This is a genomic window from Streptococcus mitis (assembly GCA_001560895.1).
In the GTDB taxonomy this organism is placed as follows: domain Bacteria; phylum Bacillota; class Bacilli; order Lactobacillales; family Streptococcaceae; genus Streptococcus; species Streptococcus mitis_Q.
On the sequence record CP014326.1, the window covers coordinates 1,129,602 to 1,144,671 of the forward strand.

Annotated in this window: 15 protein-coding genes; 12 read left to right on the forward strand and 3 right to left on the reverse strand. The window is 32.2% G+C overall.

From position 1 onward, the window contains the following. Window positions 1–396 precede the first annotated feature (396 nt). Both AXK38_05475 and AXK38_05480 read left to right on the forward strand, forming a co-directional pair. On the forward strand, window positions 397–1,743 hold the full coding sequence (locus AXK38_05475; protein ID AMH88723.1) for a hypothetical protein: 1,347 nt from the start codon (window positions 397–399) through the stop codon (window positions 1,741–1,743). Then, the gene (locus AXK38_05480; protein AMH88724.1) at window positions 1,736–2,488 is read left to right on the forward strand and encodes a hypothetical protein; all 753 of its coding nucleotides are present in this window, start codon (window positions 1,736–1,738) and stop codon (window positions 2,486–2,488) included. The genes AXK38_05475 and AXK38_05480 overlap by 8 nt, the downstream gene beginning before the upstream one ends. Before the next feature lie 859 nt (window positions 2,489–3,347). On the opposite strand, the gene AXK38_05485 is transcribed toward AXK38_05480, so the two are convergent. Further along, entirely contained in the window at window positions 3,348–3,746 is a 399-nt protein-coding gene (locus AXK38_05485) for a hypothetical protein (protein AMH88725.1), read from the reverse strand. 200 nt (window positions 3,747–3,946) lie between these two features. Between AXK38_05485 and AXK38_05490 the strand changes: the two genes are divergently transcribed. The 3 genes from AXK38_05490 to AXK38_05500 are packed head-to-tail and all read left to right on the forward strand — an operon-like array spanning window position 3,947 to window position 6,366. Then, window positions 3,947–4,279 carry a LyTR family transcriptional regulator gene (locus AXK38_05490; protein ID AMH88726.1) on the forward strand — a complete coding sequence of 111 codons (333 nt, stop codon included), beginning with the start codon at window positions 3,947–3,949 and terminating at the stop codon, window positions 4,277–4,279. A gap of 10 nt (window positions 4,280–4,289) precedes the next feature. Further along, window positions 4,290–5,030 (forward strand): two-component system response regulator, encoded by a 741-nt coding sequence (locus tag AXK38_05495; protein ID AMH88727.1) that lies wholly within the window; start codon window positions 4,290–4,292, stop codon window positions 5,028–5,030. Between the two features lie 10 nt (window positions 5,031–5,040). Then, window positions 5,041–6,366, forward strand: coding sequence for an ATPase (locus AXK38_05500; protein AMH88728.1), 1,326 nt, complete (start codon window positions 5,041–5,043; stop codon window positions 6,364–6,366). Between the two features lie 457 nt (window positions 6,367–6,823). Here the strand turns inward: AXK38_05500 and AXK38_05505 are convergent, their stop codons facing one another. Together AXK38_05505 and AXK38_05510 are read right to left on the reverse strand one after the other, a co-directional pair. Then, window positions 6,824–8,182, reverse strand: a complete 1,359-nt coding sequence (locus tag AXK38_05505) for a bacteriocin ABC transporter ATP-binding protein (GenBank protein AMH88729.1) — start codon at window positions 8,180–8,182, stop codon at window positions 6,824–6,826. 11 nt (window positions 8,183–8,193) lie between these two features. After that, window positions 8,194–10,347: a peptide ABC transporter ATP-binding protein gene (locus AXK38_05510; protein AMH88730.1), complete on the reverse strand. Its 2,154-nt coding sequence runs from the start codon at window positions 10,345–10,347 to the stop codon at window positions 8,194–8,196. A 307-nt stretch (window positions 10,348–10,654) separates the two neighbouring features. Between AXK38_05510 and AXK38_05515 the strand changes: the two genes are divergently transcribed. The 7 genes from AXK38_05515 to AXK38_05545 all read left to right on the forward strand — a co-directional run bounded on the left by AXK38_05515 (window position 10,655) and on the right by AXK38_05545 (window position 14,289). Then, window positions 10,655–10,882, forward strand: a complete 228-nt coding sequence (locus AXK38_05515) for a bacteriocin (GenBank protein AMH88731.1) — start codon at window positions 10,655–10,657, stop codon at window positions 10,880–10,882. 15 nt (window positions 10,883–10,897) lie between these two features. Beyond that, window positions 10,898–11,290, forward strand: coding sequence for a hypothetical protein (locus tag AXK38_05520; GenBank protein ID AMH88732.1), 393 nt, complete (start codon window positions 10,898–10,900; stop codon window positions 11,288–11,290). An 8-nt stretch (window positions 11,291–11,298) separates the two neighbouring features. After that, on the forward strand, window positions 11,299–11,517 hold the full coding sequence (locus AXK38_05525; protein AMH88733.1) for a bacteriocin: 219 nt from the start codon (window positions 11,299–11,301) through the stop codon (window positions 11,515–11,517). Between the two features lie 247 nt (window positions 11,518–11,764). After that, window positions 11,765–12,001, forward strand: a complete 237-nt coding sequence (locus tag AXK38_05530) for a hypothetical protein (protein ID AMH88734.1) — start codon at window positions 11,765–11,767, stop codon at window positions 11,999–12,001. A gap of 592 nt (window positions 12,002–12,593) precedes the next feature. Continuing rightward, window positions 12,594–12,785, forward strand: a complete 192-nt coding sequence (locus tag AXK38_05535) for a hypothetical protein (protein ID AMH88735.1) — start codon at window positions 12,594–12,596, stop codon at window positions 12,783–12,785. A gap of 952 nt (window positions 12,786–13,737) precedes the next feature. Beyond that, window positions 13,738–13,986 (forward strand): bacteriocin, encoded by a 249-nt coding sequence (locus AXK38_05540; GenBank protein ID AMH88736.1) that lies wholly within the window; start codon window positions 13,738–13,740, stop codon window positions 13,984–13,986. A 3-nt stretch (window positions 13,987–13,989) separates the two neighbouring features. Continuing rightward, window positions 13,990–14,289, forward strand: a complete 300-nt coding sequence (locus tag AXK38_05545) for a hypothetical protein (GenBank protein AMH88737.1) — start codon at window positions 13,990–13,992, stop codon at window positions 14,287–14,289. Window positions 14,290–15,070 lie beyond the last annotated feature (781 nt).

Genomic DNA, 15,070 nt, shown 5'->3' on the forward strand with positions numbered 1-15,070 from the left:
AAAATTTTTTAGAACCAAAAATGTACTGACCCAAAAAGTTAAACAAATAATTTAGACAAAGGATTTAGTTCTATCCTGCATAGGGCTAAGTTCTTTTCTACTTGCCTCCGTGAGCTGACCTGGTTTTCGCCCTTGTATCACGCTACCAGTATGATTCGGATTATATGGCGGGAGGTGATAGGTCTGTCTTTTCATCTTATCTGGTTGATAGGCTTGGCACATTTGCTGACAGTCATTCCCATGTATATGTTGAATTTTATTTATTATAGATAGCTAAACCTTTTTTGTCTTGTTTTTTAAAAAACAAGACAAAAAAGGAATTTTTTATACCATTTTTCTTTTTTTCTTTATAAAAAAGTGATATAATAATGTTGAAATATCTAGGAGTTATAGAAAATGGCAATTAAATTGAGAGAACTGACAATTGAACAAATAAAAAATGTAGATCATGGCAATATAAAGTTTTATGATAGTAATGGATACATTAATCTTTTGGGTATTTATGGCCAAAATGGATCAGGTAAAACAACAGTAGTGGACGCTATGGATATTTTAAAAACTATTATGGCAGGAAAATCTATTCCTGAAGATAGTTTTGGGATTTTCAATACGAGTGAAGAGCGTCTGCCAAAGATTTGTATAGAAATTGAGTCTGAAAATAATCTTCTACTGAGGTATGAGGCTGAGTTTATTTCAGACGAATCTACAGTGGAACAGAATGTATATCTTGCACATGAAATAATATCTTATAAAGAATTTAGACCACGGACACAGTTCAAACGTTTATTTGAGTTTACAATTTTAGAACGAGATGAATCGGGTGAACTAGAAGGAAGCTTGAAGTCACGTTCCAAGTTTATAAGTAAGGATGCTATAGAAGTTTTAGCAGAGGCTGCACTAAGAGCTAAATCTTCTGTTCTTTTTTCCCAGGAATTTAAAAACCGATTAGAAAAGCAAGAAGGTAAAGAGATAGAAAAGAAAGCCTACCAGATTCTAGAAGAATTTTGTAGTCATATTCGAATTTATACCCAGCGGTATGCGAATTTGACAGGTATGGGAGCTATGCCTATCAATATTAACTATAAAAATGAGAATCATGCTTTCCAAGGTGGACTACCTGCAATCTTAAATAAAGGAGGTACTCCTATACCGCAAGAACTTCTTACTGTGTATGAAGACACCATTCGCTACATGAATGAAATTATTCCTGTTATTATTCCTGATTTAACCTTGAAGATGACCGTGGGAGATTCGACGATTGATTCACAAGAAAATCAATACTATAATGTAAATTTCCTTGCACAACGCAACGGAAAAACTTTTTCCTTAATTCATGAATCTGAAGGAATTAGAAAAATTATCAGTATGATTGGTTTTCTTATTGAAGTCTTCAATAAACCAGGACTTATTGCCTTTATTGATGAAATCGATTCAGGGATATTTGAATATTTATTAGGTGAATTGATGGAAATCTTCTCCAATGATGCCAGTGGACAATTGGTTTTCACTTCACATAATCTTAGAATTTTAGAAATGTTACCAACCCGCAAAATTCGTTTTTCAACGACAAATAGAGAAAATCGATATATCACTCTAAAGGGAGTAAAGATGACGAACAACCTTCGAGACCTATATTTACGTTCTATTCAAATTGGAGGAGCAGATGAAGAGCTTTATAAAGGGCAGAGTCAATCTAAAATGCGACGTGCTCTTAGAAAGGCAGGTAAGTATATCGGTGAGTAAAAAAGAAGAAAAGGTTTTCTTGATTTTTGTTGAAGGAAGTACGGATGCGGACTGCCTGGATTCAATTGTAGATGAATTTAAACAGAAATTAAATTTATCTGATATTACGATAGATATCCAAAATGGAGATATTTTTACTTCGCGTGAAAATGAAAGGAAAAATGGAACTACGATTTTAAAAGATCAATTACTTAGTTATCTAAGAAAGAGCAAATTATCTGCCTCACAGATTGTTCATGTTGCTTTTGTAACAGATACTGATGGTGTATTTATAAATTCTAACGACTATAGCATTGATGCTAGTGTCAATGCTTTTAAATATGATTTGGTAAATAAAAAAATTATCTTTGAAAATGCAGCTAAAAGAGATAGCGTTCAAAGAATTCGGCAGAAGAAAGCCAGAAAATTAGTATCTGTTATTAAGGAATTGTCTGAAAGTTCATTGACAGTGAAGAAAAAGTCCATTGCATATTCCGTTCATTTTAATTCTATCAATCTTGAACATGTGTTGTTTGATAAGATTTTACCTAGCGAATCCAAAACAGTAGCAGTAGATAATTTATTGGATGATATAGATAATGATCCTTACCAGATGATTGCTATTTTTGAGAGAAAAGCTTTGGGGGAGAATTATATGGATTCTTGGCAGCAGATACGTAGATTAGAGATGAATCAGGGTTATACGAATTTGCATATTCTGTTTAAAATATTAGATAGCTTTGAAAAAAATATGGAAGTAGATTAATTTTGACTAGGAATTGTAGTAATGTAATCACTCATAAGAGGTCAAATTTCAAGTTTAAGTAAGCCAGCAACAAGTCTTCTCTAGGTGACTTCTAGTTCAAACATTTTTAGGATAGTAATTAATCAAATTTTCAATGAAGTAGATATATTCCTTAGAAAATACATTATACAAGCGGTTGAATTCGTTCCATTATCTACCGTGATGGAACGAATTTGATGTTGTTTTAAGATGAGTTTTAGAGTCTGATTGACCGCCTCAGCGCTTTTATTTCGAATCAATGGGATGATTTGATGCCTGCTCTTTCGATCCGTTAAGACAAGCAAACAGTAGTTTTTCTCTCTTGTAAGTAGAACGGTATCAATCTCATAATGTTCATTCTCCAATCGCAGATTGATAGCTTCAGGACGCTATTCGATAGATTTACCAGCGGATTTAAAGTTCTGACTAGCTTGTTTCTTGTTTGCTTTTCCTTTTATAGGATAAAGCAGATCCTGTTTCGTTAGCCCCAATTTTCCATGATGAATCCAGTAGTAGATGGTAGAAATACCCATTTAAGGTGGGCAAAATTTTTTAGAACCAAAAAACGTATAGTCTCAGGTGTTAAAAAAAACTTGAAATTATGCGTTTTCTTGTGGGAAGATTTACTCCATTTTCTTCAGGAATTGAGATTTTGCCCAGCCTCAAAAGTTCTAATCGATTTCAATAAATCAGAAAAGAAGACTGACAAAATATGACTGCTTTAAGATGACACTAAAATTTGCTATCAAACTGGAGCATGTGGAGTAAGAAATCAAAATTCTGTAATGGATAGGTGATTACGAATATAAAGTTATAAGACTTGAGATCTTATTTCAGAGACTTAATCACTTCTATCCTTCTTAAATTCATAGATCTCTTCCAAGTAAAAATGAATTTTTTCTTTAATATATTTTAATGATTTGTTATTAGTTATGTCTATAACACCAAACACACTAAAGTGGTTTCTATAAAGCTCATCATAATCAATCTGACTTCCTATGATGATAACTTCTGATTTTTTTGAACTAAATTGGATAGATTTTAAATAGAGTTTCATTTTTTTAGATGTTAGAGACCCTGATTTTATGATAAAATAAGTAGAAGATTTATATTTGTAGTTAATCTTATGTCCTTGTAAAATTTTTGTATTTTTGAATGTTTTCTTTAAGAAATAATATTTTAAATACAGAGATAAAATATAGCCAAATAAAGAGTAGTGTAAAATTTGAATTGCCTTCATAGCTTTCCTTTCATTAGAAATTAGTTTATCAAATGAAGAAAGATTAATATTATTGAGATACTAAAAAGTATCTATTTTATCATGAAATGTCTAAATTAAGAAAATTTTTACCATTTGAGACAGTATAGAAACCATTTGAGATTTTTATAATTTAATTTCCATCATTCTGATAAGATTAAACTAATAGAAGGAGGCTAAATATGAAAGACTACATTTTATATCAAGATAGAGCTATCGTAAAGGTACCACTCTCTAAAATTTATTATGTTACAACTCACCCAACAAAAGCTCATGCTGTTCTTTTTGTAACAGCCGAAGGGAATTTTGAAGCTTCAACCTCACTAGCTAAAATCGAAGAGGAAAGTACAGAAGAACTTATTAGATGCCATAGAAAGTTTCTTGTAAATAAAGATAAAATAGCAGGATTTAATCATGAGACAAGAACAATTATGTTTTTGGATGATAGAGTATCAGACATCGCTTGTTCTAGAAGACACTTTACAATATTAAAAAATCAGTGGAAAAATATATAGGAGTGAAGTAGTGAATATTTTTATACTAGAAGATAATTTTTTACAACAGACTAGAATTGAAAATATTGTCAAAAAAATTTTGGTTGATAATAAGATTGAGTATAGGCATTTTGAGGTTTATGGAAAACCTCAACAGCTTTTAGAGGACATTTCAGAGAGAGGAAATCATCAATTATTTTTACTTGATATTGAAATAAAAGATGATGACAAAAGAGGATTAGACGTTGCTAGAGAAATCAGAAAACTTGATTCTCAAGCAGTGATTGCTTTTGTAACATCACATTCTGAGTTTATGCCTGTATCTTTTGAATATTTAGTATCAGCTATTGATTTCATTGATAAAGAATTACCTGAACCATTATTTATCAAACGAATTGAAAATGTTATTTTAAGTGTTAGCGATAATCAAGGAATAACAGTATCTGAGGACTCTTTTATATTTACAGGATCCAAAGCTCAAATTCAAGTCCCTTTTAAAGATTTATTGTATATTGAAACATCAACAATTGCTCATAAGTTGACTCTCTATTCCAAACGAGACATAGTTGAATTTTATGGACAATTGTCAGATATTCTTAAACAGGAACCACGTTTATTTCAATGTCATAGATCATTTATCGTAAATCCTTATAATATATCTTTAATTGATAAAGAAAATCGATTAGTTCATTTTCAGAACGGGTCCTCTTGTATTGTCTCTAGATTAAAAATTCGTCCACTTATGAAAGCTATCGAAAGACTTCATGACTAAGGAGATTTAGATGATATTTTTTCTAAATATTATAGGTGTTTTTCTATTGTTATGTATCCATACTAAGGTTGTAGGTGAGAGATTAAATCTAAAAAAAGTAGTAATGTCCATTATTCTGTTCCATCTTTTATCATTACTACTTATTGTTTTATTTAAATCAACTGGACTTTATTTTCTTGGATCATTATTGGTTTATCCCATTTTTTTTATCCTATATACTTTGTCCATTGGTGAATTAAGAAGTAAGGTTTCTTTATTACTTTTTTACTCATTATTTCCACTTGGATTTTGGGATGTCATCAAAAATTTTTTAGGTTACTTTATAATTTCTAAGATTCCAATATTGTATAGACTATATGAAACTAATCTAGGAATAATGATTTTCTCTTTATTAGCTGAAATTATTGTGTTTTTTCTTATTAGTCTCTTTCGATATAATTTTAGTCATTTAAAAATAAAGAACTTGGATAGAAAGACAAAATTTATTTTAATTACTGCGGATATTTTAATGCTAGCCTATTTTATCTTACCATCTTATATAAACTACAGTGATAAATTAAGTTGGGATAGAATGTTGGATTATAAAGAATTATGGACAGCAGTTTACTTTTTATTGTTTATTTGTTTTGTTAATCTCTTGGATAGAAGATTACTTCAAGAACTACAGGAGAAAGTCGTTCTACAAAAAGAAATTCAATTGCAAAATCTTAGTAATTATAGTCAACAAGTTGAGGGGCTGTATCAAGAAATTAGAAGCTTTAGACATGATTATGCTAATATTTTATCGAGCTTAAAAATAGGTATAGATCAAAAAGATATTAATCTGGTTTCTCAAGTTTATGATAGTGTTTTGAAAAATTCTGGTAAAAAATTAAAAGGCAAGCGTTTTGATGTAGCATATCTAAAAAATATCAATGATTTGGCGCTAAAGAGTTTACTATTATCTAAGTTATCGGAGGCCCAAAACTTATCTGTTCCAGTTTCCCTGGAGATTGGTGAACAGTTCTCTATAAAAAATATGGAACAAATAGACTTCTTAACAATTACTTCTATCTTGTTAGATAATGCTATAGAGTCCGCAGCAGAAGGAGGAATAGCCGTCTGTTTCCTTGAAGATACAGAATGGAATAAATTAGTCATGATTGTTAAAAATTCTACTTTAGAAAGAGAGATAGAATTGAGAGATATATTCAAGCGTGACAATTCTTCAAAAGGAGAAGGTCGGGGTATAGGATTGGCCAATGTTCGGAGAATTTTAAAGTCTTATCCAAATGTATGTTTGAAAACCACAAGTAAAAATTATGTCTTTACACAAATCTTGGAAATAGAACTTTAAATGAGTGACCACTTGTTATGGCTTTCTAATTATTTTTTGTTATTTAAATGATCAAGTATGATATAAGAAAACGAGTATTTCCAACTACGGAAATGCTCGTTTTTTGATAGTTAGAAGTGGTTCTGTCCAGCTTCACTTTAGAGATTCCAACTAGTTCTCACGAGTTGAAAAATAGTCAATTGTGTATAATGTTTTTTGTCTATAATAAAAGGTTTGACTAGTTAAAAAATCGGGAGTTTCTGTTTATCCTAAGTATAAGATCATCAAAATCCTTCCAGAGGTTTCCTCCATAAATCTTTAACAGATCTTCAGAAGTTATTGTTGGAAATTTTTTTAGAGATATTTGTTTTTTGTCCATTATTTAGACCTCCTTAGTTTTATACTCTAATTATAAATAAAATATTTAAAATAATTTTTAAATATCCCCAAAGGTATCTATATAGTCATAAAGTGTTATCTATAAGTTATTGAGGATTTTATCTTTATAGTAATCGAAGTAAGTTTTTTTATCAATGATACTCGTTACTTGGCCTTGTAAACCATATTGTATGATGTTACTGTCTTTATCTGGTAGTTGGGCTAGTGCAGTCACTTTAAAAAGATTTCCTTGTTCAGTTTTTGTTGCTGTTCTATCAATAGAATGGATTTTTCCAATTATTGTGATATTTTGATTTCCGATTTTTTCTAATTTAAGACGTGCGACCTGTTCTTCTTTAAGTAAAGGGACATACTCAGAAGTGACGTAGTAAGTAATAAGTACCTCTTTAGTTTCTTGAATATTGGGATAAATTTGGGCGATTTCACTACCGTTTGGAATTAGAGTTTTTCCATCAAATTCATTATTTAAATGAATGATTCCTGTACCTGGGGCTTTAATAGTGTTGTGTTCAAAGTTAACATTTGCTTGCCCAAGTTGAGCTGTCAGCTCAGTGATTTGTGTTTCAACAGTTGTCAACTGTTGAGATGACGATTGTAGAAATTGGGTTCGTAGGACTTCTACCTTGGTTCCTAAACTACTATCGTAAGTCGCAACATTTCCTGTACCTGCTCGTTGAATATTAAGACTAGCGATAGAGGATTTTAAACTTGAGATACTCTGATTAATTTGAGAAAGATATTGATCATCTAATCCTTGCTGAGATTGTTGCTGGGATTGGACTAAGTAAGTATTTAAGGTAGCTTTGTGTGGATTGCTAGCCGACAAACTCGAACTTTTATTAGTGATAGCTTGACTAAGTTCCTCATACTCTGCTATTTGTTGGTAGATATTATTGATTTGTTTCTCTATAGCAGTGGCGGTATTTCCTGCTAAAGCTAGTTGATTATTAACCTCTGCATTGGTTTTAGAGATGCCTAACTCAATATCTTGAGATTGGCTAATAAAGTTGTTAAAGGTATTAATATAGCCGAACTCATCTTCACCTGTAAAGAGGTTAGTTCCTTGTGACAGACTTGCTTTGAGAGTCTCGATTCCAGTTTTTTGCCGATTTAGGGTAGCTAGCTGTGTTTCAAGAGCTTGTTTTTGGGATTTCTCCATTGTTTCAGCATATTTGATAACGACGTCATCTTTTTTGACCGATTGGTTATTAGACAGATTATTAGTTGTTATGGTGTTATTGCTAGTTGATTGAATTGAAGCGATGACTTGAGTTGGTGTAATCTCTCCTCTCGATGTGACGGTGACTTCTTTTTGGGCAAATAAAGAGAAGATAAGCAGGAAACTTAGTAATAGGACTAATGGGACAATTAAGAGTGTCGCAAAATTATGGTAGCGGCGCTGATAAAATTCTGCACTTTTAAATAGCTTTGGGTTCATGATAAGTCTCCTTATTTGCTAAATAGATAATGATAGAAACCTTGTTTGGTCATCAATTCTTGATGAGAACCAGTCTCTATAACTTTCCCTTGGTTAAGGACAATGACTTGATTAGTTCGTTCAGATATACTAAGACGATGGGCAACAAAGATGATGGTCTTGTCACTCATGTCCATCAAATTTTCAATAACCTTTTTTTCAGTTAAAACATCAAGTCCGCTGGTTGCTTCATCAAGAATAAGAACAGGAGCTTTTGTCAGTAATGCTCTAGCCAAAGCAATACGTTGTTTTTGTCCACCTGATAATCCAGCTCCATCTGATAGTTCTGTTTGGTATCCCATAGGCATTTGTTCGATGTCTTGGCGAATTTCTGCTATCTCACAGGCTTTGATAATATCTTCTTGACTAATCATTTGATTAGCTCCCAAGGTCAGGTTTTCTAAGATTGATCCACTAAAAATATAAGCTTGTTGAGGTAGGTAGTTGATGTGTTGTCGAAGAACCTTTTTATCAATCATTTTGAGATCATTGTTGTTAATAGTGATTCGTCCCTTGTAAGGTTCAAAGAAGTTGACAATCATTTTAGCCAAGGTCGTTTTCCCTGATCCGCTAATTCCCACTATACTGACCTTATCACCTTGTTTGATAGTTAGATTTATGTTATTTAGGGTGTCGCGTCCAAAACCATATTTATATGAAATGTCTTCAAAACAAATATCACCAGCCAGAAACTGTGAACCGGTTAAGGTCTGAGTGTTTTTGAACTCAGATTCGACTAAGTAAACTTCATTAAGACGATTGTTGGCTACCTTTGCAGACTGAAGTTTTGTTTGGAGGTTAATGATATTTTCCAAGGGATTAGTAAAGTAAGATAAGAGTGTGTTAAACGTAATCAATTGTCCAATGGAAATTTTACCTGTCATAACTACCTGAGCACCAAACCACAAAATAACAATATTCAGTATGAGTTGAGCTCCTTGTTTAAGGCTGCTCTGTAGGATAGAATATTTACTGAGTTTGAAAGATTTGTCCAAATAATCCACAAACTCGCTATCAATCTTCTGGTATCGAGTTTCTTCACTAGTTAGGGATTTGATGGTTTCTATACCATTGATATCTTCAATAATAGCAGAGCTTACCATGGAATTGCTCTGCATGACATCATTATTCATCTTTTCAAAGGGCTTCATAAAAGCAAAAATAATGATGATGTAAATAGGAACTGAAATCAGTGAGAGAAGGAAGAGGTTGGTGTTTTGTACCAAGAGTACACTACCAACAATGATCAAGATAGAGACATCAAGGAAGAGTGACAAAATCGTCGAAGCTAGAGCATCAATGATTGAATTGGCATCTGTAAAACGAGAGATGACCTCACCAGTTCGCCGTGTTGCAAAGAAAGACATGGGGAGTTCAAAAATGTGGCGAATGTAAGAAAGAATAACATCAATACTTAATCGTTGACTAAGTACGGTTAAGAGGTAATCTCGTGAGAAACTCATAATCTGTTGCAGGATATAGGTGATAATCAGGCCAATGGAGATAATACCTAGGGTTGATTTCATCTGATTAGGGATGTATTCATCTAAAATTCCTTGAAGGTAGTAAGAGCCACCGATATTGATAAAGGTCACCAAGAGACTAGCTAACACGATATAAAAAATAAGTGAGCGTTGCCTGAAAATTAAGGGGAGAAAGCTCATCAATCCATTTTTTTTATCCTTATGAGGTTTATAGCTGGGAGCTGGAGCCAGAAAGATAGCTACACCTGTCCATTCAGAAGCAAATCTATCCTTGGTCATTTTTGTTACTTTGACAGTAGGGTCAGGATCACCAATGATAAGATGGTCTTTTATATTTTTATAGACAACGTAGTAGTGTTGTAGTTTACCCTCTTTATTAACATGAACGATAAAAGGATAAGGTATGTCTTCCATTTCAAAGAGGCTCATATCCGCTTGAATGGCTCTTGTTTCAAAACTCATTTCTTTGGCTGCTTTGACGATACCAAGAGCGGTCGTTCCTTCTTTATTTGTTTTAGCTAGTTCTCGCAAATGAGCTAAGGAATAGTCAGAACCATAAAACTTGGCAATAGACGCTAAAGCGGCAACTCCACAGTCCCTAGCGTCTATTTGAGGGATAAAGGTCCGTTTGTAAGATGTCATTTGTCAAATCCTTTCTTTTTATTTACAAGACTATTATGACAAAAAATAGGTAGAAAAATTGTTCAAATCTTAAATGGCTCATATAATATCTTGAATGGTGTTTTTGGTTTTGAAAATTAGTTAACACCATTTTTTAACGGCATATTTTTAATCATGAATGGTTACAAATTATGAAAAAAATACGTTTCGTGATGAAAATCGTACATTTAAAGACTTTACGGTAAAACTCGTGTTTTCTCTGGTATACTAAACTTGTCAAGATTGCAATCCGACAAAAATAATTAATATTAATACGGAGGTATTCCTCATGGAAACAAAAACAACGACTCAATTTGATGTTTTGGATACTGAAATGCTGGCTAGCATTGAGGGAGGAACAGTTAGTGCAGGTGAAGTTGCTAGGGCGGCAGGAATTTGCACATTAGCAGGAGCAGCGATTGGTAGTTTGGTTGCACCAGGAGCTGGAACTTGGGCTGGAGGTATTTTAGGAGCACAATATTGCACAGCTATATGGGGTATCGCTAGATCTTTGTAGAAAAGAGGTTAGTTTATGGAAAGTGGGGAATTTAGACTAATTTTAGCTCTTTTTACGTCCTTTTTTATAATAGGTGCGCTTGGAATAGTTCTAAATGTTACAATAAGCGAAGTTTTAGTTTTTTCTGTAGGTAGTGTGTTTTTTGAGTTGCTGATTCACTTATTAACGCATAATAAGAAGAGAGGAAACATTAGTTCTGAACTATGCTTTAATCGATACAAGCAATTTATTAAAAAGATTTCAGTACCTACTTTTTTTCTGTTACTATTATCAATTATCTTTGTTGTTATAGATGGCTATAATTCGTCTTCTGTATTATTTTATACTCATATATTTGTAGTATTATTCACGGTAGTATACATTATTAGCTCAAATAATATCGAATTACATATTTCAAAAAAGAAATGAGGTTACGTATGAATAAATTAAATATTCACTTTATGGAGTTAAAAAATGAAGAATTGTCCTGTGTTTTAGGTGGAGGACAACGTGAGGGAGAGGCTGTTCTTGCGGGGGCGGCAGGTGCTGTAGAAGCGGCGATGTCTTGTGCTCCTGCTGGTCCGTATGTCATTGCAGCATGCGCTGTTGGTGGAGCAATCTATGGTGGATTTTGGGGTTATGTATTCGGTTCATAAATAGAATTCTTGTGCGGGAAGAATATTTGTTTTGCATTGATTAGAATTGATTGATATTTTGTCTTCAAAATAAAATGCTACCAAATTTAATATTTGAATGTGTGTACTGGCCCCCAAAAGTTAGATTTTTCTGTCTAACTTTGGGGGCCAGTACAGTGTTAGCGTTTTACTTACAGTATATAATAATAAATTATTTTGAGACGTAGATGTAAAGTGATTGAGCTATAGATATGATGAGGGTGGAAATATGGAGAATGTTATAATGAATGTAGTTAATCATCTCTTGCTAAAGATTGAATGGATAGTAAGTAATATCTTTATAAAAATGAGCATACTTTGGATGCTTATTTGGTTTCTATACTATTTAAAGAGTGATTTAGCAATGTATTTCTTATTTTTTGGAAATGGCTTTTTATTATTGCTAATAATTTTTCGATTTGCACTGTATCAAATTAAACTAGTAATGCAGAATGATATTAAGTAATTGTGTCTAGATCATATTTTGGGGAATCAGATTATAATCATTCTGGACGTTTTCAAGACTTTTTGGGATTTGTATAATAGAACTTGGTGAAGCTATCATAGCCTTTTGTGAAGGAACTGGATCTTCTTTCTACGGTATAGAAAGTTGAGGTTCAAATGAATCGTTATTTGATATGCGTAATTAGTTTTATAATGACGGTTTTAGTCCTAAAAATTTTATTCGAATCAAATACTATTATTCATAAGTTTATTGCTATATTAGGTATTACTATGTATTACAGAGGTATTTTTAGAGAGTATAAAAAATATTCAAATCATTTCAGATTTTTAAATTTTATAATATTTGTATTTTTTTGACACAATAAAATTATCAAGTACTAGGAGGTATTCCATATGGATGGTATGCACCATTTAGATATATTTCAGATAACATTATTTGTAGGGATGGTTATCGATATACGCAATCGAATTGGAACTTTGGTAATTGTTAAATTAATGTTGAATCTGTAGTAAATGGTGTTGTATCACAAATGGCTATGGCAATAGCAGGAGCAGGTGGGAACAGACCTAGATAATAATAAGAGGGTATAGATATGAATCAACAGTTTAGAAGTCAATGTTTAGATGCAATTGTAAACTTTGAAACTAGCTTTAAAGAAATGAACTTATCTCAACAACAATATTTCCAAGCTTATAGTCTAGTTAGTAAAATAGTATCTGAAAAGAAATTAGACGGTGTTGCATTTGCTCAATCTTTCAGATATTTTTATGAACTCTTTAGTTGAGAATTATTTCCAGGGGGAATTGTTTTATCTGAACAAGCTCGTAAAGATTTTAGTAGGATATCAGACCTAGCAAATTCTACTGAGTTATTAAAAACAATTCATAGCCCTATTAAAATATTTTGGTAATTACAAAATTATATTAATTTCTACAATAGTAATTATTTATTTTGCGTATCCTTAAAATTTGTGATTTACTAAACTTTATAAAATTGTACAACAATAAAAAGTACCTAATGGTTTACTGAAATGTTTTCGACTAATATTAATTGATTCAAAAAATTTTCCCAATATTATATTCAAGGGATTTAATTCTGTATATAACAGGATTAAATCCTTTTTACTATGTGACTATTAGTCCGTCTCGCTCCGTTAGAGGGGAGACAAACAAACCACCCGTTTGAAGGAGGTTCATGATTGTGGGGACCTACACTTTATTTTCTTTTGAAACTGAGTTTTTATCCAGTTTTATGACTTGAGTACGACGAACAGGTCGTGGCTCTCATTTGAGGTGTAAGTCATACGTGAGTCCCCACTACCGGTGACCCCAATAAAGATTCCCAATTCTGACTATAGCGAGGTAGCAAGGAGGAAGAAATAGTAAAATCGTGGCTTAAAGAACAGGAATGTTATAGTAAGCCATATTTAGGGAATTAAGTAAATCTTCCAACAATAAAACGAATGGCATAGATTTTTTTCAACATCTGATATTTTGAACTTTTCTCAGATTCTTATTTTTAATCTTGAATGGTTTAAAAATTATGAGAAAAAACATTTCATGATGAAAATCGCACATTTGAAGATCTTGTGGTAATAATTTTTTGTGTTATGCTATACTGAAGCTGTCAAGGTTGCAACTCGACAAAACAAAAAATATTTATCCTTGAACTAGCTTCTCAAGGGTAGACAGAAAAATCTAACTTTGAGGGTTAGTACACAAAAGGAGGTGTTTACCATGGATACAAAAGCAACAGAACATTTTAATACAATTAACTCTAATTCCCTTGCTACTATTAAAGGTGGAGGAAAAGGCATTTGTAAATTCGTTATGGAAGGAGCAAATGGTTATTCTTGCCGATATCCAGATGGAGAATGGGGATATATTGTCACTAAGAGTAATTTTGAGGCAACGAAAGATGTAATAGTTAATGGTTGGATATCATCATTAGGAGGCAGTTATTTTCTTCGAGGCTATAGAGGATGATTCATGAATAAAAAAACAGAAGAAATTCTCAACAAGGTTTATAATTTGATTTTAGATCCAGAGATTCGTCAAAACGAACGAGATATTTTATTACATTATAAAACTCGATTAGAGAATACAAAAAATGAGCAGAGAGTTGTCATGGAGTTGGCAGAAGATCTTCGCCAACAAGCTGTTAGTAGTATTCATAGTCATAAATCATTGAGTCCAAAGACTGCAACATTTTATAAAGAAATTGCAGCATATGGACAATTGAATAAAAATCTAGCTCAAGGATTAATTTCTTTGGGGATAACGATATAAGGAAAAATGAGTATAATAAACTCATCTAGCTTTTAACAAGATGAAACAATTCATATAAATGTAAGGAGGTATTCATGATGAATACAATGGTGAAACAATAGGTATTATGATGTATTACAGAGATGTTTTTAGAGAATATAAAAGATATTAAAATCATTTCAAATTAGTTAAATTTCATAATCTTAATTTAACTAATTTGTACAACATAATAATCAAAGAGGCTGGGAAAAGTCTTTAAAATCAGAAAAACGCATATTATCAGGCATTGAACAATCTTGATATTATGCGTTTTATTGTAGTGAGATTCACATTATTTTTCCTAAAAATGAGTTTTTGACTAGCCTAATTATTTGGGTACGACGAGCAGGTCAAGTATCTCATCTGAGGTATAAGCTCTCCATGAGCACCCGCTACTGGTGAGTTAAATAGTTACTCGTAAGCAGGATAATCATGAGGTAGTAGGAAGAGGGAGGGATAGTAAGTCATGTATAGTAGATGAGGGATTTCAGAACTCTAAAGTTCAAATAGGTATATGTAAATCACGAGAGTATTGAGGAAAGATGTACAACTTATATATTGAGGTGAGATTCTGATGATAGCTGAAAGCATAGTAACAACGAAACATGAGAAGTCAGTCAATCCTATAGTAGTCAGGATGATTCTATAATGGAAGTGGAGCGAAAAATACCATTTCAGTATAATATAGCTACCTTTTAGGATTTGCTTAAAAATTTAGTTTTAAAATGTGTAAAATAAAATTATCAATAAAAAAGGAGCCACA